We start from the raw sequence: 20,253 nt of genomic DNA, 5'->3' as shown, positions 1-20,253 counted from the left end.
GGTCGACTTAGAGCGTGGAAAGTATAAATCGAATGACCGTGTGACGCCGTCGTCGCGCGTTTGTCGCGGGTCGCGTGGCGAGACCGTCGCCAAGCGGCGAGTATCTTTACCTGCGATCGGCGCCACATCGATATATGGACCTCACCGACGCGACAGTTCTCGTCACCGGTGCCAGTCGCGGCATCGGACGCGCGTTGCTCGCGGCGTTCGCCGCGGAGGGAGCGGCGGTCGTCGGGTGTGCGCGCGACGCCGACGCGCTCGACGACGCTATCGCCGACGCGAGAGAGGCGGCCAGTACGGCCAGCGAGAACGGGTCGGCCAGTACCGCCACCGTCGAAGGCGTCCGTGCCGACGTTCGCGAGGAGTCCGACATCGCACACCTCGTCGACGTCGCGGACGACACCGGCGGACGAGACGGCATCGACGTGGTCGTCGCCAACGCGGGCGTCAAACACGCCGCGTCCGGCGAGGCACCGATCCACGAGGAGCCGTACGACCGCTTCGACGACACCATCCGAACGAATCTCCGCGGCGTCTTCGCCACGGCGAAGGAAGCGCTCGATCAAATGTCGAGCGAGGGGCGGTTCCTCGTCCCGTCGGGGGCTATCGCCGTCGACTACGACCCCGGAATGGGTGCGTATGCCGTCTCCAAGGGCGCAGTCGAGTCGTTAGTCCGGCAGTTGGCCGTCGACGTCGAGCAGACCGCGACGATCGTCGACCCCGGCCTCGTCGACACCGACCTGAGCGCGCCGGGTGGCCGTGACCCCACCGAGGTCGCCCAGATGTTCGTCTGGGCCGCGACCGAGGCGACGCCGGCGGAGATCGACGGCGAGCGCGTCGATCTGAAGACCTGGATGCGGGCAACTCGCTCGCGATAGCGTTCTGCGCTCGATCGCCAGTCACCGATTCTGCGAGTCGAACCGTACACCCAGTCCCATTTTATTAAATACGTTTTCTATGTTATCAACGTGAGTGTTATTAACCAAAACGGTCGGATTCATATTATGGGACGATTCTCTCGGGTGGGGCTTCTGGCGACGCTCGTGCTCGCCGCGCTGTCTGTACTGGCTGTCGCGGTCGGCACGACGGGGAGCGGAAAGCTCGTCGGCATCTCCTGGGTCGCGTTCTTCGCGATGGCGCTTGCGGCACCGCTGGGCGTGCGGACGAAAGACGGCAGTGCGGGCGTGCTCGTGTGGGGCTACGGGCTCGCCGCGGGCGCGATGGTGACGAGCGCCGCAGTGTTCCTGGTGCCGCAGGCGATCGGACAACACCCACAGTGGGGTGGTTTCGGCGTCGCGTTCGGCCTGCTGGCCGGGTTCGGGTCGCACACGATCGGGCACCGACTGGCGCATATGGATCTCCCGATGGACCGGACCGTCGCAGAACTGACCGCCCACGCCTTCTCGGCCGGCGCGATCATCGGGATCATCTACGGAAATATGCCGGAACTCGGCCCGCTGCTCGGCCTGTCGATCGTCTCGCACAAGGGGCCTGCCGGCTACGCGGCCGCCAGACGGCTCGTGAGCGCCGACCGCGACGCCTCGGTGTTGCTGCTTCCCGCGACGGGCGTCGGTATCGCCGGTATCGCCTCCTCGATGATCGCGCTTCCCGCCGCCGGTGCGATCCGCGGCCTCGTCTTCGGATTCGCCGCCGGCGTCTTCCTCCACGTCGCGATGGACTTCCTCCCGCGGTGTGAGATCGGCAGCGAGATCCACGACCTGCTGTCGGTCACGGGCGACGCACACGCGCTCCTGGACCGCCTCCGAATCCACGCGGTCGCCTCCACGTCGCTCGGCGGTCTCGCCGTGCTTCTCGCGTGGCTCGTGATCGCCTGAGCGTCGCGCTTTCCTGCTGATTCGGCTCGCGCGTCGGGCCGTCCCGCCAGCCATCCGCACCGGTACTTAAAAACCGGACGCTTGCAATTGTTGTGAGCGTATGCGTACCGAGACGACGCGGGTGCCGATCGCCGCCGGGCGTCGGCAGGGCCGTTCGGGCGGCGACCCGCGACGACGTCAGTTGCGCGCAGGATCGAATCGACCCCCGCCGACGCAGCGGTGGCGACCGAACGGACGCAGACGACGAGGCAATGAGTAGTCACAAAGAGCGGTCACCCGAGGCCCAACTCGGTCTGCTCGACGCCACGATGATCGGGATGGGTGCGATGATCGGCGCAGGCATCTTCGTCCTGACCGGGCTGGCAGCCGAAATCGCGGGACCGGCCGCACTCCTCGTCTTCATCCTCAACGGCGTCGTCACGGCATTCACGGGACTCTCGTACGCCGAACTGGCGAGTGCGATCCCGAAGAGCGGCGGCGGCTACGCGTTCGTCAAGGAGACGTTCAAATCGCTCCCGTCGTTCCTGATGGGGTGGATGCTCTGGTTCGCGTATATGATCGCGGGCGCCCTGTACGCGCTCGGGTTCGCGCCCAACTTCCTGGAACTGCTGCACGTGTACGGTATCGTCCCGCCGCCGGGTGAGGTCGGGGCACTCGCCCTCCCAGTCATCGATATGGCTCTCCCGATCGGCTTCGTGCTGGCGTTCACGGCAGTCGTCCTGTTCGTAGTGCTTAACGCCGTCTCGACGGCCGCCAGCGGGAGCGTCGAGACGATCTTCACCGCGACGAAGGTCACGATACTCGTCGTCTTCGTCGCGTTCGGCGCGACCTCGCCGATGTTTTCGGGAGCGGAGTTTCAGCCGCTCTTTCCGGAGGCTGGGGGCGCGTTCGCCATCCTGCCGGCGATGGGGCTGACGTTCATCGCCTTCGAGGGGTACGACCTCATCACGACCGTCACCGAGGAAGTCAAAAACCCCAGAGAGAACATCCCCAAAGCGATCTTCCTCAGCCTGGCCGCGACCGTGCTAGTCTATATGGCCGTGGTCGCGGTCGCGATCGGAACGCTCGGTGCGCAAGGGCTCGCTGAAGCCGGCGAGGCAGGCATCGCCGCAGCGGCGACGGAGTTTATGCCGACCGGCCTGCCGATCATCAAAAACGGCGGCGCGATCATCGTCTTCGGGGCCGTGTTCTCGACGCTGACGGCGCTGAACGCGGTCGTGATCGCCTCCTCGCGAGTCGCGTTCTCGATGGGTCGCGAGGGGCAACTGCTGCCGTCCTTCGGACAGTTGCACCACCGGTACGGGACGCCGTTCGTCGCCATCGTCGCGAGTGCGGTGGTGATGCTCGCGTCCGTCGCGCTGCCGACCAAGAGCGCCGGCAATATGTCTAGTCTGTTCTTCCTGCTCTCGTTCGTCGTCGTCAACGGGGCCGTGATCAAACTACGACGGGAACGCCCCGATATGAATCGCCCCTACGAACTCCCCTACTACCCGATCCCGCCACTGTTGGGGATCGGATTGAATCTGATCCTGACCGGGGTTCTGGTGGTTTATCTCGTCCGGACCGATCCGCTCGCGCTGCTTCTCAGCGTGGGCTGGATCGTGCTCGGCGCTATCGCGTACTACGGACTCAAGTGGTATCGAGCGCGTCAGGAGGCTGACGCCGAGCGATCGCCGATTGCGGAGCCGACTACGGAGGACGACTAACTATGACAAGCAAACGTAACATCGTCATCGCGGGCGGCGGGCGCGTCGGGTTCCAGACCGCAAAGTTGCTCGCTAACCGCGATCACGACGTATCGATCATCGAACCGGACCAGACTGTCGTCGACGCCATCGCCGACGAGTGGGTGGCGACGGTCATTCGAGGCGATGCGACCGATCCCGACATCCTCGCGCAGGCGGACCTTTCGGAGGCCGACGCCATCGCCGCACTCACCGGCGACTCGGGACTCAACCTCGCCATCTGTATGGTGGCCCAAGAGCTCGCACCAGAGGTCCGAACAGTGACGCGCATCGAGGACGCCTCGGGCGAGGCCTACCTGCAGTTCGTCGACGCCGTCGTCTTCCCCGAACACGCCGGCGCGCGGACGGCCGCCAACGAGATCATCGGGAGCGACGTGCAGACGCTCGCCGACGTGACTGGCTCGCTCGACGTGATGCAGATCCGCGTCGAGGAGGGCGCGCCGGCCGCCGGCAAGACGTTGTCCGAAGTCCGCTTCCCCGCGGGGACGCTCGTGGTCTCCGGCGACGAAGGTGAGCGCATCGCCCGCCCGGACACGACGCTTGAACCCGGCAAGCGCTACGTCGTCGCCGTCGAACCCGACGTCGTCGACGAAGTGATGAATCTCCTGCGCGGATAGCGGCGGGAGTCTCTGCGGGCCGCAGTCAGGACTCGCAGATTCGGGCAAAATTGGGTGATCGATCGGATCCCGCGTGGGATCCGACGGACTGTGTCTGTATCTGCCCGGGAACTGACTGTACACTCGGTTGCTAACCAAATTCTGTACTAATCAGATATTCGTATAATTGCCCCCGGAATTTTGAAAACGAATACAGAAGTGTTATCCGTATACCGGCCATTCGTCTATTTGCAATGGCAAACGGTACGGTTGACTTCTTCAACGACACGGGCGGTTACGGTTTCATCGAGACAGAGGACGCTGACGAGGACGTGTTCTTCCACATGGAAGACGTCGGCGGCGAGGATCTCACCGAAGGTACGGAAATCGAATTCGAGATCGAACAGGCCCCCAAGGGCCCCCGCGCGACGAACGTCGTCCGCGTCTAATCCGGTTCTAGCTGTCGCCGTCCAGCGGTAACGAGGGCGACGCACGATCCGCGATTTTCCGAAGAACTACACCCGATAGCTCCAGTGCTGGAGTGACCGACTGAAAGACGTTCGAGCCGCTGGCTCGGCAGTCGAGACCGACGCCTCACAGAAATGACGGCAAGTAGTCACGACAACCGATAGTATATTGGCGTTCTAACCAGTCGGTGCCGACGATGAGCGTAAGTGTCTCAAACACGATTCAGGGGATGGCCAACCGAGCGAACCCGGTCTTCGGGGCGGGGGCCGTCGTCGTCCCGCTCGCGGTCTTCGTCGCGGCGGTACTGTTCGGAACGACACAGCAGTTGACGTACGTTCACGTGATGGCGGGCGTGCTCTGGACGGGCATCGACCTGTTTATGGCGATGATCCTCGGTCCCGTTTTGGGGGGTCTCGACATCGACACCCGGGCGGCGGTCTTCCAGCGATTCACGCCGAAGATGACGTTCCTGATGCCGACGCTCGCGTTCACGACGATCGTCGGCGGGATGGTTCTGGCGGGCGAGATGGGACTGCTCCCCGGTCTCGCCGCGTGGGGCGGCATCTTCTCTATCGCCGCGATGGGGCCGGCGCTGTTGGCCATCGGCTCTCAGTTTGACGCCTTCACCGACTGGCGCTGGCTGGCGCTCTTCGTCGTCATCGTCGGCGGCGGCGCCGCCTCCCTGGTAGCGAACCTCGGGACGTTCGCGATGCCGAGTACGGCGATTCTGGCCGCGCTGGCCATCGTCAGCGTGCTCACGATCCTCGGGTTCGGCGTGATCCTCCCCGGTGAAGCGCGGATGTACTTAGAGATGACCTCCGAAAATCCGAACGCCGACCTCATCGGCGCCATCGGAATGCGGAACGCGAAGCTGGCCGGGATTCAGGGTGTTCTCCAACTCAGCATCGTCGCCGTGATGGTGTACATCCGCTGGGGCGGATTCGGGTTCTGATTCGGGCGGTCATAGGGACTATCGTAAGTCTCCATAGATTTCTCGCCGGACGATACGGCGAGAATCTCCGAACGGTTACGATAATCCCTATCAGTCCGCCGCGGCCGCAGGCGGCGTCGTGTCCGACGTATTTTCCGACGCGTTCGCGCGAACGCGCACGTAGCGCTGTCCGACCATCCCGTCGAGCAGGCTGTCGACCGGGGCTCGGTCGTCTCTGAGCACGGGCACGTCGTCGGTCGGTTCGTCCCGCCGGTAGGAGGCGAGTTCGGGCGCGAGATCGACGCCGATGTCACGGCGCTCGTTCCGTGCCTGGAGCTCCTCGCGCGTGACGAGTGAGTCCGACTTGGTCGCCACCATCTCGATGTTCTGGACGACCGGACCGCCCGCGGTCGGGAAACTGTAGACGTGCGGGAAGACTTGCTGCATCGTCTTGTACTCAGCGCGGTAGAACTCTGAGGCCGGACCGCTGGGCGCGGAGATGAGGTTCGCGAGGAGGACGCCGTCCTCGTCGAGTCGGTCCGACGCGAGGCGCATAAACTCGACCGTCGTCAGTTGAAACGGCACCGAGTCCTTCCGGTAGGCGTCGAGGACGATCAGGTCGTAGGTGCGGTTCGTTTCTTCGAGGAACTGCCGGCCACCGCCGGTGTGGACGTTCATCCGCGGCGAGTCGGGGATGCCGAAGTACCGATCGGCGGCGTCGACGACGGCAGGATCCAGTTCGACGACATCGACGGTCACGTTCGGATACGTCTCGTGAAAGATCCGCGGGCCCGTGAACCCGCCGCCGCCGACGAACAGCACGCGGTCAACGTCGTCGGTGAGCAAAAGCGGCGCGTGGAAGTACCGGGTGTAATCGAAGACGTGTCGCGTCGGGTCGTCGAGGTCCATCGCGCTGTGGGGTTGGCCGTCGAGATAGAGCGTCCGCGTGTCGCCGCGGTCGACGACGCGGAGTTCCTGATAGGGGGTCTGGGTGCTGTAGACGGCGTCGCCGGCGACGCTCGGACCGACGCCACCGGTCGCGGCCGCCGCGACGAGTGCGAGCGCGACGACCCCGACGCGGAGGCCGGACGTGCCAGTGAGTCCGGGCGCGGCGACGACGACCGCGGCGACGACGGCCGAGAGTCCCAACACGAGGCCGATCTGCGGCACCGAGAGCAGCGGCACGAGGAGATACGTCGTCGCGAACGCGCCGACGATGCTCCCGACGGTACCGACGGCGTAGACGTGGCCCGCGGTCGCGCCGACGTCGCCGCCTGCCAGTTCCGCGGCGTAGGGGCTCACGTATCCCAAGAGATACGTCGGCGGTCCGAAGAGGAGCGTGATCGCCGGGAGCGACGCGAACTCGCTGGGAAGCGGGAGGACGCCGGTGGACCGGACGACGAGGTCGCCGAGCAAGACCACGCCGGCGACGTAGAGTGCCGTCACGAGGAAGACGGCGACCAGCCGCGAGTGAGAGGCGTTCGTCGCCGCGCGCTTCCCGCCGCGGTGGTAGCCCAGACTGAGCGCCGCGAGGAAGACGCCGATGATCCCACCCCAGGTGTAGATGCTGTTGCCGAACTCGGGCGCGAGGATCCGCCCCGCCAGAATCTCCAGCCCCATACTCGTCACGCCGGAGACGAAGACGGCCGTTTCGGGCCGCGTCGGCAGTCGCTCTGGGTATAACCGCGATTCCATCACCTCTATGAATGGACGGGGGCGCCTTCAACGCCGCGGCTGTTCCCGTCTCGGGGCTCACTCGGGCCGCCCCGAGCGCACCGGGGCAACGGCAGCCCGAACCCCACAATAGTTCCGGTTCGTGCGGAACGAGAAAGGAGGATATAGGGTGCCGCAGATGATACCTCCGATAGAGCCATATGTTCGAGCGAATCTTGCTGCCGACGGACGGGACTGAGTCGATGGACGCGGTCGTCGAGACCGCAGCCGACATCGCCGGGCGACGCGACGCCGAGGTGTACATTCTCTACGTCATCGACGACCGCGCGTTCCTGACGCTCCAAGACGATATGAAGACCGACGTGCTCGTGGAGTTAGAAGGCGAAGGCGAGGCGGCGACCGACCGCGCGGCGACCCGGCTCCACGAGGCGGGGATCGAGGTCACGACCGCGATCCGGCAGGGCGACCCCGCCGACGAGATTCTGGCGTACGCCGACGAAGTCGACGCGGATCTCATCACGATGGGCACCCGCCGCGGCGACTACACGAACAATCTGATGGGAAGCGTCTCCCAGAATGTCGTCGCGCGGTCGGCGGTCCCCGTCCTGACGACGAACCTCGCCGCCGACGAGTGATACTGTCGGACAGAACTCTGTGAAGCGTATCGGCATCCCGTAGGTGCCAATATCATTCACGCACTGCTGTCCGACAGTATGGACCCTCGCGCCGCGGGTTACTCCTCGGGGTCGAAATCGAGTGCGGCCGAGTTGATGCAGTAACGCTTGCCGGTCGGCTCCGGGCCGTCCTCGAAGACGTGCCCCAGGTGGCCGCCGCAGTTGCGACACAGCACCTCGACGCGACGCATCCCGTGTCGCGTGTCCGTTCGCGTCTCGATCGCGCCCTCGGCGGCTTCGAAGAACGCCGGCCAGCCAGAGCCGGAGTGATACTTGGTCTCGCTATCGAAGAGGGCGGCGCCACAGCCAGCACAGCGGTACGTCCCGTCGTCGTCGCGGTCGAGATACTCGCCGCTGAATTTCGGTTCGGTCCCGCGCTCGCGCAGAATCTCGTACTCTTCGTCCGTGAGACGGTCGCGCCACTCGGCGTCCGATTCCGGGAGGTCGTCGGTTGCGTCGTTCGCCATACCAACGGTTGGGACCCGAGCGTCAAGAACTTCGCCCCGTGGACGCCCGGCGGCCTTCCCCGCGATCACTCCTCGTCGCGTCGGAGAAGCGAGGGGAATTTGAGCCGTTCGAGATCGCCCGCGTCGAAGCCGTCGAGCAGGGGCGGCCGATCGACCGCGTCGGGAATCTCCGCCGGGCGGTCCTCGACCGTCAGCGACTCCGGCGGCGGCGACGGCGACTCCGCGCTCTCGATGAGCGCCTCCCAGGTGTCCTCGTCGGACTCGTGGTGTGGGCGGACGTCCTGCACCTGGCGTTTTCCTTCCTCGAAGGCCAGATCGAGGACGCTCCGCTCGTAGGCGTTCGACGCGAGCGCCCGGATCCGCTCGCGCTCCTCGGCGTTCCGGTAGCCGAGTTCCGCGGCGATGCCGAGTGCGTACGTTCGACGGATGGCCCCCTCTCCCGAGAGCGTCTCCCAGTCGGTGTCGAAGGCGCGTTCGTACATCTCAAAAGTCCACTCGTTTCGTGGGGTCGACCACGATCCCCTCGTCGGTGAACCGCAGCGATCGGATGTCGCAGTCGATGTCTGTACCGCGCATCTTTACCACCTGGATTCCCCGTGTCATTCCTGTCGCTTCGAGGTAGTTGTGGAAGAAGATGACGCCGTGCGCGAGGTAGTGTTCGTCGGAGTACGCGCTCGGGTCGGTCATCTCGGAGATGAGAAGCGTCGTCGCTTCACAGTCTTTGAGTGCCGTCAGAAAGCGCGTCATCTCCTCGTCGCCGTCGGCGAAGAAGAGCTCTAAGAGCATCGTCGAGTCGATGACGAGTCGGTCGACGTCCCGGGAGTTGACGAAGGCGACGATCTTGTCCGTCAGGCTCTGGACGCTCGAAGGATTCCCGCTCTGAGAGAACTGATTGAGGAGCCGCTTGCCCTGCTTGCTCGCCATATTGACGAACCGGAACTGCTCGGAGGCCGTGAGCGTCTCGAAGCCGAACTCGAAGTTCGACATATCGTCGACGAGTTCCTCGCGGGACTCGTGCATCGTGACGTACAGACTGTTCTCCCCGTTTCTCAGCCCCTCGGCGACGAACTGGGCGGTGAACGTCGTCTTGCCACTTCCCGGTGGTCCGGAGAGGACGTACAACCGGCCCGGGAGAAACCCGCCCTGAATCAGGTGATCGAAGCCGCTGACCCCACTCGGTATCCGCATATGTTGGCCTCTATGGACTCCCGTATAACGGTTCCGGGGCGATTTTCAGAGCGTATAATCCTGGTCGTCGCAATCGCCCGTTTCCGCTGCTGTAACCGCCTCCTACCGCCGGTCGGCCGGGGTCACGCGTCCTCGTCGACTGAGAGTCCTCCTCTCGCCGGTCCGTCCGGCGCGAGCGGCACGCCGCCGACGTCGTGAAGATCCCACAGCGAGTCGAGTTCGTACGTCGGTTCCGTCCCGAGGAGCGTCTCCGCGCGGTGTTCACGGCGAATGAACGCCGAATCGACGCCCGCCCGGTGCGCCGCTTCGAGGTCGCTCTCGCTGTCGCCGATAAACAGCGCTGCCTCGGCGTCGAGGTCGTCGAGCGCGCGCTCCAGATAGTACGGCGCGGGCTTCTTGCGACGGAGGCTCTCGACCGTCGGTTCGCGGCCGTATGCCGTCTCGAACAGCGCTCCGAGGTCGTGATACTCGAGGATCGAGTCGATCGTGGCCTGCTGGTTCGTGCTCACGATCCCGCGCGGGGTGTCGATCGCCGCGAGCGCATCGACGTCGGCGTAGGTGTCTTTCTCGCCGCGCCGCATCGACTGGATCTGCGCCTCGCTCGCCGTCCGGTCGCGCGCCGTCCAGAAGCCGTCGGGATCGAGATCGTAGGCCCGACACACCGTCTCTACGGTTTCCGGGGAGACGCCGTAGGAGATCGCATCTACGTGTTCGGGGTCGGGATCCTCGACGCCGACGGCCGCGAATGCGTCGCGCGCCGCCGCAGTGAGCAGATCGAGAGTGACGGGTTCGACTATCGTAGCGTTTGCAACTGATTACACAGCCAATCGCACGACTGCGTGCGATTCGGTGCGTGAAGACTTGCAAACGCTACTATAGGACGCCGTCGTTGTCGAAGATGATCGCGTCGTACTCCATACGATCATCGGGGGCGGCCGCAGTCAAGTAGTTACGGACCGCTCTCGATCACCAGTGGCTCGGGTCGGCCCGAACGGTAAAGCCCGTTCCCTCCGTGGAGCCACTGTGACTGATCGAGTGGATTCTTCGGCCGATTCGCCCACGCGACTCGGTATCGTCGGTGCGGGCGCAGCGGGCGCTGGCGCGGCGTACGCCCTCCGCGACGCCGATGTCGACGTGACCATCGTCGAGAAGAGCGGCGGCGTCTGCGGGCGGGCGGCGACCCGCCGCAAGAACGGCTGTCGGTACGATCACGGCGCGAACTACGTCACGGAAGCCGACGAACGGACCGCCGCGTTACTCCCGGAACTCGGGACAGAGGGCCTCGTCGAGATCGACGAGCCGGTCTGGACGTTCGATGCCGCGGGCGAGATTACTGCGGGCGACCGGGAGTCGACGAAGTGGACGTGGACCGAGGGGATCACGCAGTTGGCGAAGCGCCTGCTCGCGGCGACCGACGCGACCGTCCACCGGCGGACCCGGACCGCCGAGGTCGCTCGCGAGGAGGGCAAGCGCGTTGACGACGATGCCGCGAGCTGGACGCTCACCGACACCGACGGCGACCGGTACGGCCCGTTCGATGCGCTCCTCCTGACACCACCGGCCCCACAGACCGCCGACCTGCTGCGCGCGACCGACTGGGACGACGACCGGCTCGATTCGCTCGTCGATGCCGTCAGCGCCGTCCCCTACCGGACGGTTCGAACGCTCGTCTTTCACTATCCGTTTCGTGACTCCTACCCGTGGTACGGGCTGGTGAACCCCGACAAGGAACACGCGATCGGCTGGCTGTCGCGCGAGGAGTGCAAGGAAGGCCACGTCCCCGACGGGGAGAGCCTGCTGATCGTCCAGATGGGGCCCGAGTGGTCGACCACCCACTACGACGATCCGCTCTCGGACGTCGAACCGGGGGTCGCAGACCGCGTCGCGACGCTGCTCGACGACGATCGCTACGCCGACCCCGACTGGGTCGACGACCAGGGGTGGCGCTACGCGCTTCCGGACGCGAGTCTCGACGCCGACGCCGTTCGTCTCACCGAAGACGCCGGACTCTACGTCGCTGGAGACTGGGTCGCCGGCGAGGGCCGCGTTCCACGGGCGCTCTGGAACGGCTACGACGTGGGCGAGCGAATCGGGTCAGACACACCGTAAGCGGACCCATCCGAATCACACGCTCGGCTTACTGCTCGCGTGCAGACAGGCTTTACTGCGGGGGGAGCGAACAGGCACCTGTGTCGCTCACCGTCAGAATCGACCCGCACGTCCACTCGGAAGCCTCGTACGACGGGGCAGATCCATCAGAGCTGCTGTTAGAACAGGCAGCCGAGATCGGTCTCGACGCCGTCGTCGTTACCGACCACGACGTCATCCACGAATCCGTACGCGCGGCGGAACTCGCGCCGATGTACGGGCTCGTCGGGATCCCCGGTGTCGAAGTGTCGACCGCGGACGGCCACCTGCTCGCGCTCGGCGTCGAGGAGATGCCGCCGCGCCGCGCGCCGATGGCCGAGACAGTGGCGTGGGTCCGCGAGCGAGACGGGGTCGCGATCGTCCCGCACCCCTTCCAGCGGAGTCGGCACGGCGTCCGGAAGCGGCGGCTCCGCGGCGTCGACCCCGACGCCATCGAGGTGTTCAACTCCTGGGCGTTCACCGGGTGGAAGAACCGGCGTGCACGCCGCTACGCGGACGCGTACGGCTATCCGGGCGTCGCCGGCAGCGACGCGCACAAGGTCGGGTACGTCGGCCGCGCGTACACCGAAATCGAACTCGAAGATGTCGACCGCGCGGAACTGACGACTGACGTCGTACTCGATGCGATCCGCGACGGCGCAACCGGCGTCGAGGGCCGGCGGACGCCGATGCCGACCTCCGCGCGCCACTACGCCGGGGCCGGCGTTCGAAAGAGCAGTTTCTACGCCAAGTATGGTGCCTACCGGAGCGGATCGCTCGCGAAGACGGGCGTGCTCGGGGCCGCGCGGATGCTCTACCGCGTCTCGCCGCTCTCGCGGTAGGCGACTGACAGTGGGCTAGTCGATCCGGGCTGCAACCTAGCCTTCTCGCTGCGCTTTTCCCCGGGCGACAGCCGCTACTCGTCGTCGGCGCTCACGAGTTCGTCGTAGCGCGCGCCGGTCTGTTTCAGCGTCTCCGTCGAGTAGAGACGCTCGTGCTCGAACGGGAGGTGCTCGCTCGCGAGTTCGTCGATCTTCGCGTCGACGACGTCGCCTTCCCGGCCGTGGATCATCGTGAAGAGGTTGTACTCCCAGTCCTGTTCGGGGCGTCGCGGGCGGTGATAACAGAGCGTGACGAACGGGAGTTCGCCGACGGCCTCGCCCCGCTCGTCGAGTTCGTCGTCGGGGACGTTCCAGACGACCATACAGTTCGAATCGAAGCCGGTGACGACGTGGTTGACGACGCAGCCGATCCGTTTGATACACCCGTCCTCCAGCAGCCGCTCGATCGCCTCGACGACCGCGTCGACGTCGGCGTCGATGGCGTCTGCGACGTCGCGGTACGGTGTCGCCGAGAGCGGAAAGCCGTCCTGAATCTCGACTAGGAGGTCCGCCTCCAGTTTCGAGAGTCCGCCGACGGCCTCCTCGGAGATCCGCGTCGCCGACGCGTCCGTCGATGCAACGCTCTCGCGGGCGAAGGCGTCGTCGTTGACGACGGGGAACTCCAGGTCGATGTAGTAGTCCGTGAGCATCGGGAGGTTCAGCACCGCACAGCCCGTCCGCTCTTCGATCTCCTCTAAGATCGCGTCGCGCTTCTCTCGGGAGGCGGCGGTGACGACGAACCACATATTCCACTCGTGCTCGCGGCGGTAGTTGTGATTCACCTGCCGGTAGCCGTTGATCACCTCGGCGACCTCGTCGAACCTGTCCTCGGGTGCGGAGACGGCTGCAAGCGTCGAACTGCCGATGACGGGGGGGTTCAGAACGGCTCCGAACCGCCGAAAGATGCCTCGCTCGCGGAGGTCTCGGACCCGATCGAGGGCCTCGGTCTCGCCGATACCGAGTGCGTCGCCGACGACGCGGAACGGCCGCTCGACGACGGGAAAGCCGCTCTGGTACTCGTCGACGAGCGCGGCGTCCACGTCGTCGAGGTCGGCGCGCCAGTCGTCTTCCAGTGCGCTCATTGGGGACGCTTCGGCCCGCACGAACGTACCAATTTCGGCCTCCGTCGGGTGGGTCGCACTGACCGCTCGCACCCGCTGCGTGAGAACCGAACGGTCCACTTTTGATGCTCGCATTCCAACGGGAACGTATGGCAAAAGCGTCGGAAACCGCCGAATTCGGGGAGTGGCCGTTGAAACGACTGATGACCGAAGTCGTCGGCACGGGCGTCAAATCCGCCGAGGATATGACGCGCGAGCAGGCGACCGAGGCGATGCAGCGGATCCTCGCCGGCGAACCCGACCACACGACGCTCGGCGCGTTCTGGCTCGCGAACCGCTGGAAGCACAACAACGCGGAGGAACTCGCCGCCTACGCGGACGTAATCGCGGCGGACGTCGTCTACGCCGAACCCGACGCCGACCCGGTCGACTGCGGCGCGAACTACGACGGCAAGGGCGACACCGCCATCCTCGGTGCCGCCGCTGGCATCGTCGCCGCCGGCGCGGGCACGCCCGTCGTCGCCCACTCGGGCGACCGGGTGCCGACACAGAAGCAGGACGCCTACAAGCACGTCCTCGACGAACTCGGCGTCCGTACCGAACTCGTTCCCAACGAGAGCGCCGAGATGGTCGACGAGACCGGCTTCGGTTTCTACTACCAGCCCGAGTTCGCCCCGCGCGTCCACGCGCTGTGGGAGCGCCGCGACCAGATGGGCGTCCGCACGTTCGTCAACACCGTCGAGACGATCGCGAACCCCGCGAAGACCGACGTCCACCTCGGCTCGTTCTACCACCTCGCGTTCGCGAAGAAGATCACGGACACCTTCGAGCAGATGGAGTCTCAGAGCCCCCACCGCGTCGTGATGTTCCAGGGGATGGAGGGCTACGACGACATCCGGCCGGGTTACACGAAGGTCGGCGAGTGGACCGACGGCGAGTTCCGCGACTACGAGATCGAGACGCCGAAGTACGGGATGGACTTCGAGTACGAGGACCTCGAAGTCGACCCCGACGACGTCGCCGGCGACTCTGCTCGGTTGACCGAGGAGATCCTCGCGGGCGAGCGCGAGGACCACTTCGCGGACGCCGTCGCGCTCAACGCCGCGTTCCGAATCTACGCCCGCGAAGACGCCGAGACGCTCGATGAGGGCCTGGAGATGGCCCGCGAGAGCATCGACTCGGGCGCGGCGGAAGCCGTCCTCGAAGATCTCCGCGCGTTCTGAGCGCAGTTTGGGCGTCGGTTCCCCTTTCGACAGTCGGCAGTTCACTTCTCGACCGCCGACAGGTGTTTTTCTCGCACGCGCGTTGTTTCCGATATGGCCGCCGAGACGACTGCCGAGGCACGCATCCGCGAGTACTACGAGGCCCTGCGGAACGGAGAGCCGCTGTACCCATTCTTCGCAGACTGCCCCGACGTCGTGAAGTTCGGGATTACCGAGCGGTTGACCGGATACGAGGAAATCGAAGCGGGACTTCGCGAGCAGACGGCGACGACCGCAGACTGGACCGCCGAGAGCCGGAACCTCCGGGTCGTCGAACGCGACGATCACGCGTGGTTCTCCGACGACGTGCGGATGGCGTGGCACGACGTCGCGGCGGACCGCGAGTACGACTTCGACAGTCGGTGGAGCGGGACGCTCGAACGGGAGGGGAACGAGTGGCTGTTCGTCGGGATGCACGTGAGCGCGGTCCCCGGCGGGCCGCTCGCGGAGTGACGTCTTCCCGGATCAGACTGAGAGGACACCGTTTTGTATCAGTCGCTCCTCTCGTGGGTATGGTCGACGACTCCGAACTGGAGAACCCCGAGAACCCGGTCGTGACGCTGCACACAACGACGGGCGACATCACGCTCGAACTGTTCGAGCAGCGCGCGCCCCGTACGGTCGAGAACTTCCTCGGTCTCGCGACCGGCGAGAAGGAGTGGAGCGACCCCGAGACGGGCGAGACTCGCACGGACTCCCTCTACGAGGGAACGATCTTCCATCGGATCATCGACGGCTTCATGATCCAGGGCGGCGACCCCGAAGGAACGGGCCGCGGCGGCCCCGGCTACACCTTCGACGACGAGTTCCACGAGGACCTGAACCACGACGGCGCGGGCGTCCTCTCGATGGCCAACCGCGGCCCGAACACGAACGGCTCGCAGTTCTTCATCACGCTCGACGCCCAGCCGCATCTCGACGGCCGCCACGCGGTCTTCGGCCACGTCGTCGAGGGAATGGACGTCGTCGAGGAGATCGGTAACGTCCCGACCGATAGCAACGACAAGCCCGTCAAAGACATCGAAATCGAATCGATCGACGTCGAGTAATCCGATCTGCTCCGGTCCGCTCCTTACGATACATTTCTTCTTTCGGCCGCGTGCGCGGTGGCCACTCCTGAGCCGGCGGTCCGTCCCAACGGGGTCGTTCCCCGATTTTCCGCGTGTGCGACCGCGCTCGCGGCAGTATCTCGACCGTTTCACTTTCACCCCGCTGCCGAACCCTTCTTAACCGTTCGTTGGGTACGACAGTCCACAGAATGACCTCGTTTCAGTCGACGCTCGGCGAGGAGGAAGGAGGCGGGATCGCCGAGGAGCTGGCGGAAGGCCAGCGCGCGATCTCGATCGCCGAGTTCTTCGAGAAGAACAAACATATGCTCGGCTTCGACTCGGGCGCGAGAGGGCTCGTCACCGCCGTCAAGGAGGCGGTCGACAACGCCCTCGACGCCACCGAGGAAGCCGGCATCAAGCCCGACATCTCGATCGAAATCCGCGAATCCGGCGACTACTACACTCTGATCGTCGAGGACAACGGACCGGGTATCACGCGCGAACAGATCCCGAAAGTCTTCGGGAAACTGCTCTACGGGTCGCGCTTCCACGCCCGCGAACAGTCACGCGGACAGCAGGGAATCGGAATCTCCGCGGCGGTGCTGTACTCGCAGTTGACCTCCGGGAAGCCGGCGAAGATCACCTCTCGCACCCAGCGCTCCGAAACCGCCCAGTACTTCGAGCTCATCATCGACACCGACACCAACGAGCCCGAGATCCAGGTCGACGAGGAACGCGCACCGGGCGAGTCTGACCTCTCACCGACGCACGGCACGCGCATCGAGATGGAGATGGAGGCGAATATGCGGGCGCGCCAGCAGCTCCACGACTACGTGAAGCACACGGCCGTCGTCAACCCCCACGCGCGGCTCGTCCTCAACGAGCCCGGACTGGACGAACCGCGGCACTACGAGCGCGTCGAGGGCGCGGATCTGCCGGCCGAGACGGAGGAGATCCGTCCGCACCCCCACGGCGTCGAACTCGGGACGCTGATCAAGATGCTCGGCGCGACCGAGTCGTACTCGGTGTCGGGCTTCCTACAGGAGGAGTTCACCCGTGTCGGTGCGAAGACGGCCGAAAAAGTGCTGAACAACTTCCGGGATCGGCACTTCGGTCGCGAGATGGGCTGGGCCGCGCCGCGGGACCCCGAGACGTCGCTCGAAGACGCGATCGACGACGCCGTCGCCAACAAGGGCGCGGAGGCGACCGCGACGTTCGCCGCACGCGTCGCCGACACGCTCACCTCGCGCGAGCGGACGACGCACGCAGAGCTCACGGACATCGTCGACACCGTCGCCGACGACGTCGGTGAGGAGTTCGGGGCGACGTTCGGGAGCACAGTCCGAGAGAACGCCGTCGAGGCCGCGTGGGACGTCCTCACCTCGGACCTCGAAGCCGACCTCTATCCGCTCGTCGACGACGCCACGAGCACCCGGAAAGACGACGCGACCGTCTCCGGGCTGGCCGATCGGCTGGCCGACAAATTCGACAGTGGCGGCGACCCCCGCCACCGCGCCACGTACGCAGAACTCCGCGACTACGTCGACCGCTCGGCGGATCGGCTGGTCTCCGAGGACGTCTCGTTCGGCGACACCGCCCGCGAGAACGTCGTCGATGTCGTCTGGACCGCGATGCGTACCGTCCCCGACGAGGTTCCGAAAGTGCGAGCGATCGCCGACGACCGCGACGTCGCCTCCGAGTTGTTGGAGGCGATGCGTGAGACCGACATCCTCGCACCGCCGACGAACTGCCTCTCGCCGATCACGGCCGAACTCGTCGAGGCGGGCCTGAAAAAGGAGTTCGACGCCGACTTCTACGCGGCGGCGACCCGCGATGCAGAGGTCCACGGCGGCGACCCCTTCATCGTCGAAGCCGGCATCGCCTACGGCGGAGAGCTCCAGGACGGAACGGTCGACCTGCTCCGCTTCGCGAACCGCGTCCCGCTGGTCTACCAGCGCGGGGCGTGTGCGACGACCGACGTAGTGAAGACCATCGGCTGGCGCAACTACGGACTCGACCAGCCCGGCGGCTCCGGGATGCCGAACGGCCCGGCGGTGATTATGATCCACGTCGCTTCGACGAACGTGCCGTTCACGAGTGAGTCGAAAGACGCCATCGCGAACATCCCCGAGATCGAAGACGAGATCGAACTCGCCATCAGAGAGGCCGCCCGCGACCTCAAATCCTACCTCAACAAGCGGCGCTCGATGCAGAAACGCCGGAAGAAACAGGACGTTCTCGGACGGATTCTGCCCGAGATGGCCGACAAGCTCTCGGAGGTCACGGGCCGGCCGCGGCCGAACATCGACGGCGCGCTCGCCCGGATTATGAACAACGTGAGCGTCGAGCGCGAGGTCGACGGCGACACCGTCACGCTCGTCGTCGAGAACCACTCCGACCGGACCGAAGAACCGGAGATCACCGACATCCTTTCCGCGGAGCCGTCGGACCTCCCCGAGGACGCCAGCGTCGTCGACCTCGACGGCGAGTGGTTCGTCTCCTGGGAGCCATCGGTGCCGGCGGGCGAGTCGGTCGAACTGACATACACGGTTTCGGGAGACGCGTCGTTCGACGTCGACGTCGACGGCGTCGAGAACGAGAAACTGACGATCAACGCCTAAGCTACTATGAGCACGAAACAGGACGACGAACTCGCACAGGAACGCCTCGTCGACCTCGCCGCGGAGTTCTACGACCAGTTCGCGGCGGGCGAGGTACCGCATATGGACATCCCCACGCGGACGAAATCGAACATCGTCTTCGACGAGGACTCGAACGTGTGGGTCTACGGCGACCGAACGTCGACCCGCACGGCCAACAGCGTCCGCGGCGCCCGGAAATTGCTGAAGGCGTCGTATACGATCGAGTTCCTCGTCAATCAGTTAGAGGAGGATCGCTCCTCGACGCTGCGTGAGCTGTACTACCTCTCTGAGTCGTGGGACAACGAGGAGGCCCAGTTCAAGAGCCAAGACGAGTCGAACCAACTGGTCGAAGACCTCGAAATCGTCTCGGAAGTCACCCGCGAGGACTTCCATATGCGGCCCGAGGAGTCGGGGGCGACCCTTATGGGGCCGCTGGAGCTTCGAGAGCAGACCCGCCGCGGCGAGCGCGAGATCCACTGTCAGAAGGACGTCGGCGAGGGCGGCTATCAGATCCCGAACAACCCCGACACGATCGACTTCCTCGATCACGACATCGACTTCGTTCTCTGTGTGGAGACCGGTGGGATGCGCGACCGCCTCGTGGAGAACGGCTTCGACGATGAGTACAACTGCCTGGTCGTCCACTTGAAGGGCCAGCCCGCGCGAGCGACGCGTCGGATCACGAAGCGACTCCACGACGAACTCGACCTGCCGGTCGTGGTGTTCACAGACGGCGACCCGTGGTCCTACCGGATCTACGGCTCGGTCGCCTACGGCTCGATCAAGTCCGCGCACCTCTCGGAGTACCTCGCGACGCCGGAGGCGCGGTTCGTGGGAATCCAACCGGAGGACATCGTCGAGTACGACCTCCCGACCGATCCGCTGGCAGACTCCGACATCAACGCCCTCGAATCCGAACTGGAGGACCCGCGCTTCCAGAGCGACTACTGGACCGAGCAGATCGAACTGCAGCTCGACCTCGAAAAGAAGGCCGAACAGCAGGCGCTCGCCGCTCGCGGGCTCGATTTCGTCACCGAGACGTACCTTCCCGAGCGCCTCTCGTCGATGGGCGTGCTGTAAGATCGGCCACACTCGCGTTCTCGGTCGATCGAACTCCTGCGTGACCGAGTTCGGGATCTGAGGTGTAAAATATCGAAAGCGATATTCGAGCGGTTGTCTTTTTATGTCCCGACGCGATGGAGCAACGTATGAGTACCACCAAGCGAGGCATCACGATGGCCGAACTCACGGATTCTGCGCCGGTGGTCACGTACGCCCGCGACGGTGACGAAAACTTCGTCGACGCCATCGTCTCGGCATTCGCGACGACGCCGCTCGACGTCGACCTCTCGGGACGCGATCCGCTCTACGAGTGGATCGACCTCGATGCCCTCGACGCGCTGTTCGAATCGGCCCGTGACGACGTGGCGTTGTCGACAATCATCTGGGACCACCCGGTCGTGATCACAGTCGACGATATCGAAGTCTACGAGGCCGACGGAACCGCCGAGTAGCCAGTTTTCATAGGGATTCTCGTAACTGTTCGGAGATTCTCGCCGTATCGTCCGGCGAGAAATCTATGAGGACTTACGATAGATAACCCCTATCACATCCTGCCGGATCCTCCGGAACGAGCTCTGACCTCCGTGAGCG

Annotated in this window: 21 protein-coding genes; 15 read left to right on the top strand and 6 right to left on the bottom strand. The window is 65.3% G+C overall.

Going from position 1 to position 20,253, the window contains the following annotated elements; all coding sequences use genetic code 11:
- The first annotated feature begins 134 nt into the window (after nucleotides 1–134).
- The 6 genes from NO362_RS10975 (at nucleotide 135) to NO362_RS10950 (ending at nucleotide 5,596) form a co-directional block, all read left to right on the top strand.
- The gene (locus NO362_RS10975) at nucleotides 135–878 is read left to right on the top strand and encodes an SDR family NAD(P)-dependent oxidoreductase (protein WP_256545280.1); all 744 of its coding nucleotides are present in this window, start codon (nucleotides 135–137) and stop codon (nucleotides 876–878) included.
- A gap of 126 nt (nucleotides 879–1,004) precedes the next feature.
- Nucleotides 1,005–1,835 carry a ZIP family metal transporter gene (locus NO362_RS10970; protein WP_256545279.1) on the top strand — a complete coding sequence of 277 codons (831 nt, stop codon included), beginning with the start codon at nucleotides 1,005–1,007 and terminating at the stop codon, nucleotides 1,833–1,835.
- A 251-nt stretch (nucleotides 1,836–2,086) separates the two neighbouring features.
- Nucleotides 2,087–3,541, top strand: coding sequence for an APC family permease (locus tag NO362_RS10965; protein WP_256545278.1), 1,455 nt, complete (start codon nucleotides 2,087–2,089; stop codon nucleotides 3,539–3,541).
- Nucleotides 3,542–3,543: 2 nt separating this feature from the next.
- The gene (locus NO362_RS10960; RefSeq protein ID WP_256289897.1) at nucleotides 3,544–4,197 is read left to right on the top strand and encodes a potassium channel family protein; all 654 of its coding nucleotides are present in this window, start codon (nucleotides 3,544–3,546) and stop codon (nucleotides 4,195–4,197) included.
- 233 nt (nucleotides 4,198–4,430) lie between these two features.
- Nucleotides 4,431–4,625, top strand: coding sequence for a cold-shock protein (locus tag NO362_RS10955; RefSeq protein ID WP_049987241.1), 195 nt, complete (start codon nucleotides 4,431–4,433; stop codon nucleotides 4,623–4,625).
- A gap of 215 nt (nucleotides 4,626–4,840) precedes the next feature.
- Complete coding sequence (locus NO362_RS10950) at nucleotides 4,841–5,596, top strand: hypothetical protein (RefSeq protein WP_256545276.1); 756 nt, start codon at nucleotides 4,841–4,843, stop codon at nucleotides 5,594–5,596.
- A gap of 90 nt (nucleotides 5,597–5,686) precedes the next feature.
- Here the strand turns inward: NO362_RS10950 and NO362_RS10945 are convergent, their stop codons facing one another.
- Complete coding sequence (locus tag NO362_RS10945; protein WP_256545275.1) at nucleotides 5,687–7,270, bottom strand: spermidine synthase; 1,584 nt, start codon at nucleotides 7,268–7,270, stop codon at nucleotides 5,687–5,689.
- Between the two features lie 179 nt (nucleotides 7,271–7,449).
- Between NO362_RS10945 and NO362_RS10940 the strand changes: the two genes are divergently transcribed.
- A complete protein-coding gene (locus NO362_RS10940; protein ID WP_256289894.1) occupies nucleotides 7,450–7,884 on the top strand; it encodes a universal stress protein in 435 nt (144 codons plus the stop codon).
- Nucleotides 7,885–7,982: 98 nt separating this feature from the next.
- On the opposite strand, the gene msrB is transcribed toward NO362_RS10940, so the two are convergent.
- The 4 genes from msrB to NO362_RS10920 all read right to left on the bottom strand — a co-directional run bounded on the left by msrB (nucleotide 7,983) and on the right by NO362_RS10920 (nucleotide 10,351).
- Entirely contained in the window at nucleotides 7,983–8,390 is a 408-nt protein-coding gene (gene msrB / locus NO362_RS10935; protein WP_256545274.1) for a peptide-methionine (R)-S-oxide reductase MsrB, read from the bottom strand.
- Between the two features lie 65 nt (nucleotides 8,391–8,455).
- Nucleotides 8,456–8,872 carry a DUF8057 family protein gene (locus tag NO362_RS10930; protein ID WP_256545273.1) on the bottom strand — a complete coding sequence of 139 codons (417 nt, stop codon included), beginning with the start codon at nucleotides 8,870–8,872 and terminating at the stop codon, nucleotides 8,456–8,458.
- Between the two features lies 1 nt (nucleotide 8,873).
- A complete protein-coding gene (locus tag NO362_RS10925; RefSeq protein WP_121570437.1) occupies nucleotides 8,874–9,578 on the bottom strand; it encodes an RAD55 family ATPase in 705 nt (234 codons plus the stop codon).
- 122 nt (nucleotides 9,579–9,700) lie between these two features.
- Nucleotides 9,701–10,351, bottom strand: coding sequence for an HAD family hydrolase (locus NO362_RS10920; protein ID WP_256546634.1), 651 nt, complete (start codon nucleotides 10,349–10,351; stop codon nucleotides 9,701–9,703).
- 250 nt (nucleotides 10,352–10,601) lie between these two features.
- Here NO362_RS10920 and NO362_RS10915 point away from each other — a divergent pair, with 250 nt between their 5' ends.
- Both NO362_RS10915 and NO362_RS10910 read left to right on the top strand, forming a co-directional pair.
- The gene (locus NO362_RS10915; RefSeq protein ID WP_256545272.1) at nucleotides 10,602–11,687 is read left to right on the top strand and encodes an NAD(P)/FAD-dependent oxidoreductase; all 1,086 of its coding nucleotides are present in this window, start codon (nucleotides 10,602–10,604) and stop codon (nucleotides 11,685–11,687) included.
- Nucleotides 11,688–11,767: 80 nt separating this feature from the next.
- Entirely contained in the window at nucleotides 11,768–12,547 is a 780-nt protein-coding gene (locus tag NO362_RS10910; protein ID WP_256545269.1) for a CehA/McbA family metallohydrolase, read from the top strand.
- A gap of 74 nt (nucleotides 12,548–12,621) precedes the next feature.
- Here NO362_RS10910 and ahbB read toward each other — a convergent pair whose 3' ends face one another.
- Nucleotides 12,622–13,668, bottom strand: coding sequence for a siroheme decarboxylase subunit beta (gene ahbB / locus NO362_RS10905; protein ID WP_256289886.1), 1,047 nt, complete (start codon nucleotides 13,666–13,668; stop codon nucleotides 12,622–12,624).
- A 128-nt stretch (nucleotides 13,669–13,796) separates the two neighbouring features.
- On the opposite strand from ahbB, the gene NO362_RS10900 reads away from it, so the two are divergent.
- From NO362_RS10900 to NO362_RS10875, 6 genes are all read left to right on the top strand, one after another.
- Nucleotides 13,797–14,870, top strand: coding sequence for an anthranilate phosphoribosyltransferase (locus tag NO362_RS10900; RefSeq protein ID WP_256545267.1), 1,074 nt, complete (start codon nucleotides 13,797–13,799; stop codon nucleotides 14,868–14,870).
- A gap of 93 nt (nucleotides 14,871–14,963) precedes the next feature.
- Complete coding sequence (locus NO362_RS10895) at nucleotides 14,964–15,362, top strand: nuclear transport factor 2 family protein (protein WP_256545266.1); 399 nt, start codon at nucleotides 14,964–14,966, stop codon at nucleotides 15,360–15,362.
- A gap of 59 nt (nucleotides 15,363–15,421) precedes the next feature.
- A complete protein-coding gene (locus NO362_RS10890) occupies nucleotides 15,422–15,958 on the top strand; it encodes a peptidylprolyl isomerase (protein ID WP_256545265.1) in 537 nt (178 codons plus the stop codon).
- A 209-nt stretch (nucleotides 15,959–16,167) separates the two neighbouring features.
- Nucleotides 16,168–18,579, top strand: a complete 2,412-nt coding sequence (locus NO362_RS10885) for a DNA topoisomerase VI subunit B (protein WP_256545264.1) — start codon at nucleotides 16,168–16,170, stop codon at nucleotides 18,577–18,579.
- Nucleotides 18,580–18,585: 6 nt separating this feature from the next.
- A complete protein-coding gene (locus tag NO362_RS10880) occupies nucleotides 18,586–19,680 on the top strand; it encodes a DNA topoisomerase IV subunit A (protein WP_256289881.1) in 1,095 nt (364 codons plus the stop codon).
- 128 nt (nucleotides 19,681–19,808) lie between these two features.
- Complete coding sequence (locus tag NO362_RS10875) at nucleotides 19,809–20,114, top strand: HalOD1 output domain-containing protein (protein WP_256545263.1); 306 nt, start codon at nucleotides 19,809–19,811, stop codon at nucleotides 20,112–20,114.
- The last annotated feature ends 139 nt before the right edge of the window (nucleotides 20,115–20,253 follow it).

This window comes from Halobellus inordinatus (assembly GCF_024498335.1).
GTDB classification, from domain to species: Archaea; Halobacteriota; Halobacteria; order Halobacteriales; family Haloferacaceae; genus Haloquadratum; species Haloquadratum inordinatus.
The sequence above is the reverse complement of the archived record's forward strand: the minus strand, read 5'-3'. Positions and strand labels throughout refer to the sequence as shown.

Bases quoted from the DNA above. Each gene is read 5' to 3' on its own strand.
- NO362_RS10975 (WP_256545280.1), top strand. From the start codon at position 135: ATGGACCTCACCGACGCGACAGTTCTCGTCACCGGTGCCAGTCGCGGC.
- NO362_RS10970 (WP_256545279.1), top strand. From the start codon at position 1,005: ATGGGACGATTCTCTCGGGTGGGGCTTCTGGCGACGCTCGTGCTCGCC.
- NO362_RS10965 (WP_256545278.1), top strand. From the start codon at position 2,087: ATGAGTAGTCACAAAGAGCGGTCACCCGAGGCCCAACTCGGTCTGCTC.
- NO362_RS10960 (WP_256289897.1), top strand. From the start codon at position 3,544: ATGACAAGCAAACGTAACATCGTCATCGCGGGCGGCGGGCGCGTCGGG.
- NO362_RS10955 (WP_049987241.1), top strand. From the start codon at position 4,431: ATGGCAAACGGTACGGTTGACTTCTTCAACGACACGGGCGGTTACGGT.
- NO362_RS10950 (WP_256545276.1), top strand. From the start codon at position 4,841: ATGAGCGTAAGTGTCTCAAACACGATTCAGGGGATGGCCAACCGAGCG.
- NO362_RS10945 (WP_256545275.1), bottom strand. From the start codon at position 7,270: ATGGAATCGCGGTTATACCCAGAGCGACTGCCGACGCGGCCCGAAACG.
- NO362_RS10940 (WP_256289894.1), top strand. From the start codon at position 7,450: ATGTTCGAGCGAATCTTGCTGCCGACGGACGGGACTGAGTCGATGGAC.
- msrB (WP_256545274.1), bottom strand. From the start codon at position 8,390: ATGGCGAACGACGCAACCGACGACCTCCCGGAATCGGACGCCGAGTGG.
- NO362_RS10930 (WP_256545273.1), bottom strand. From the start codon at position 8,872: ATGTACGAACGCGCCTTCGACACCGACTGGGAGACGCTCTCGGGAGAG.
- NO362_RS10925 (WP_121570437.1), bottom strand. From the start codon at position 9,578: ATGCGGATACCGAGTGGGGTCAGCGGCTTCGATCACCTGATTCAGGGC.
- ahbB (WP_256289886.1), bottom strand. From the start codon at position 13,668: ATGAGCGCACTGGAAGACGACTGGCGCGCCGACCTCGACGACGTGGAC.
- NO362_RS10900 (WP_256545267.1), top strand. From the start codon at position 13,797: ATGGCAAAAGCGTCGGAAACCGCCGAATTCGGGGAGTGGCCGTTGAAA.
- NO362_RS10895 (WP_256545266.1), top strand. From the start codon at position 14,964: ATGGCCGCCGAGACGACTGCCGAGGCACGCATCCGCGAGTACTACGAG.
- NO362_RS10890 (WP_256545265.1), top strand. From the start codon at position 15,422: ATGGTCGACGACTCCGAACTGGAGAACCCCGAGAACCCGGTCGTGACG.
- NO362_RS10885 (WP_256545264.1), top strand. From the start codon at position 16,168: ATGACCTCGTTTCAGTCGACGCTCGGCGAGGAGGAAGGAGGCGGGATC.
- NO362_RS10880 (WP_256289881.1), top strand. From the start codon at position 18,586: ATGAGCACGAAACAGGACGACGAACTCGCACAGGAACGCCTCGTCGAC.
- NO362_RS10875 (WP_256545263.1), top strand. From the start codon at position 19,809: ATGAGTACCACCAAGCGAGGCATCACGATGGCCGAACTCACGGATTCT.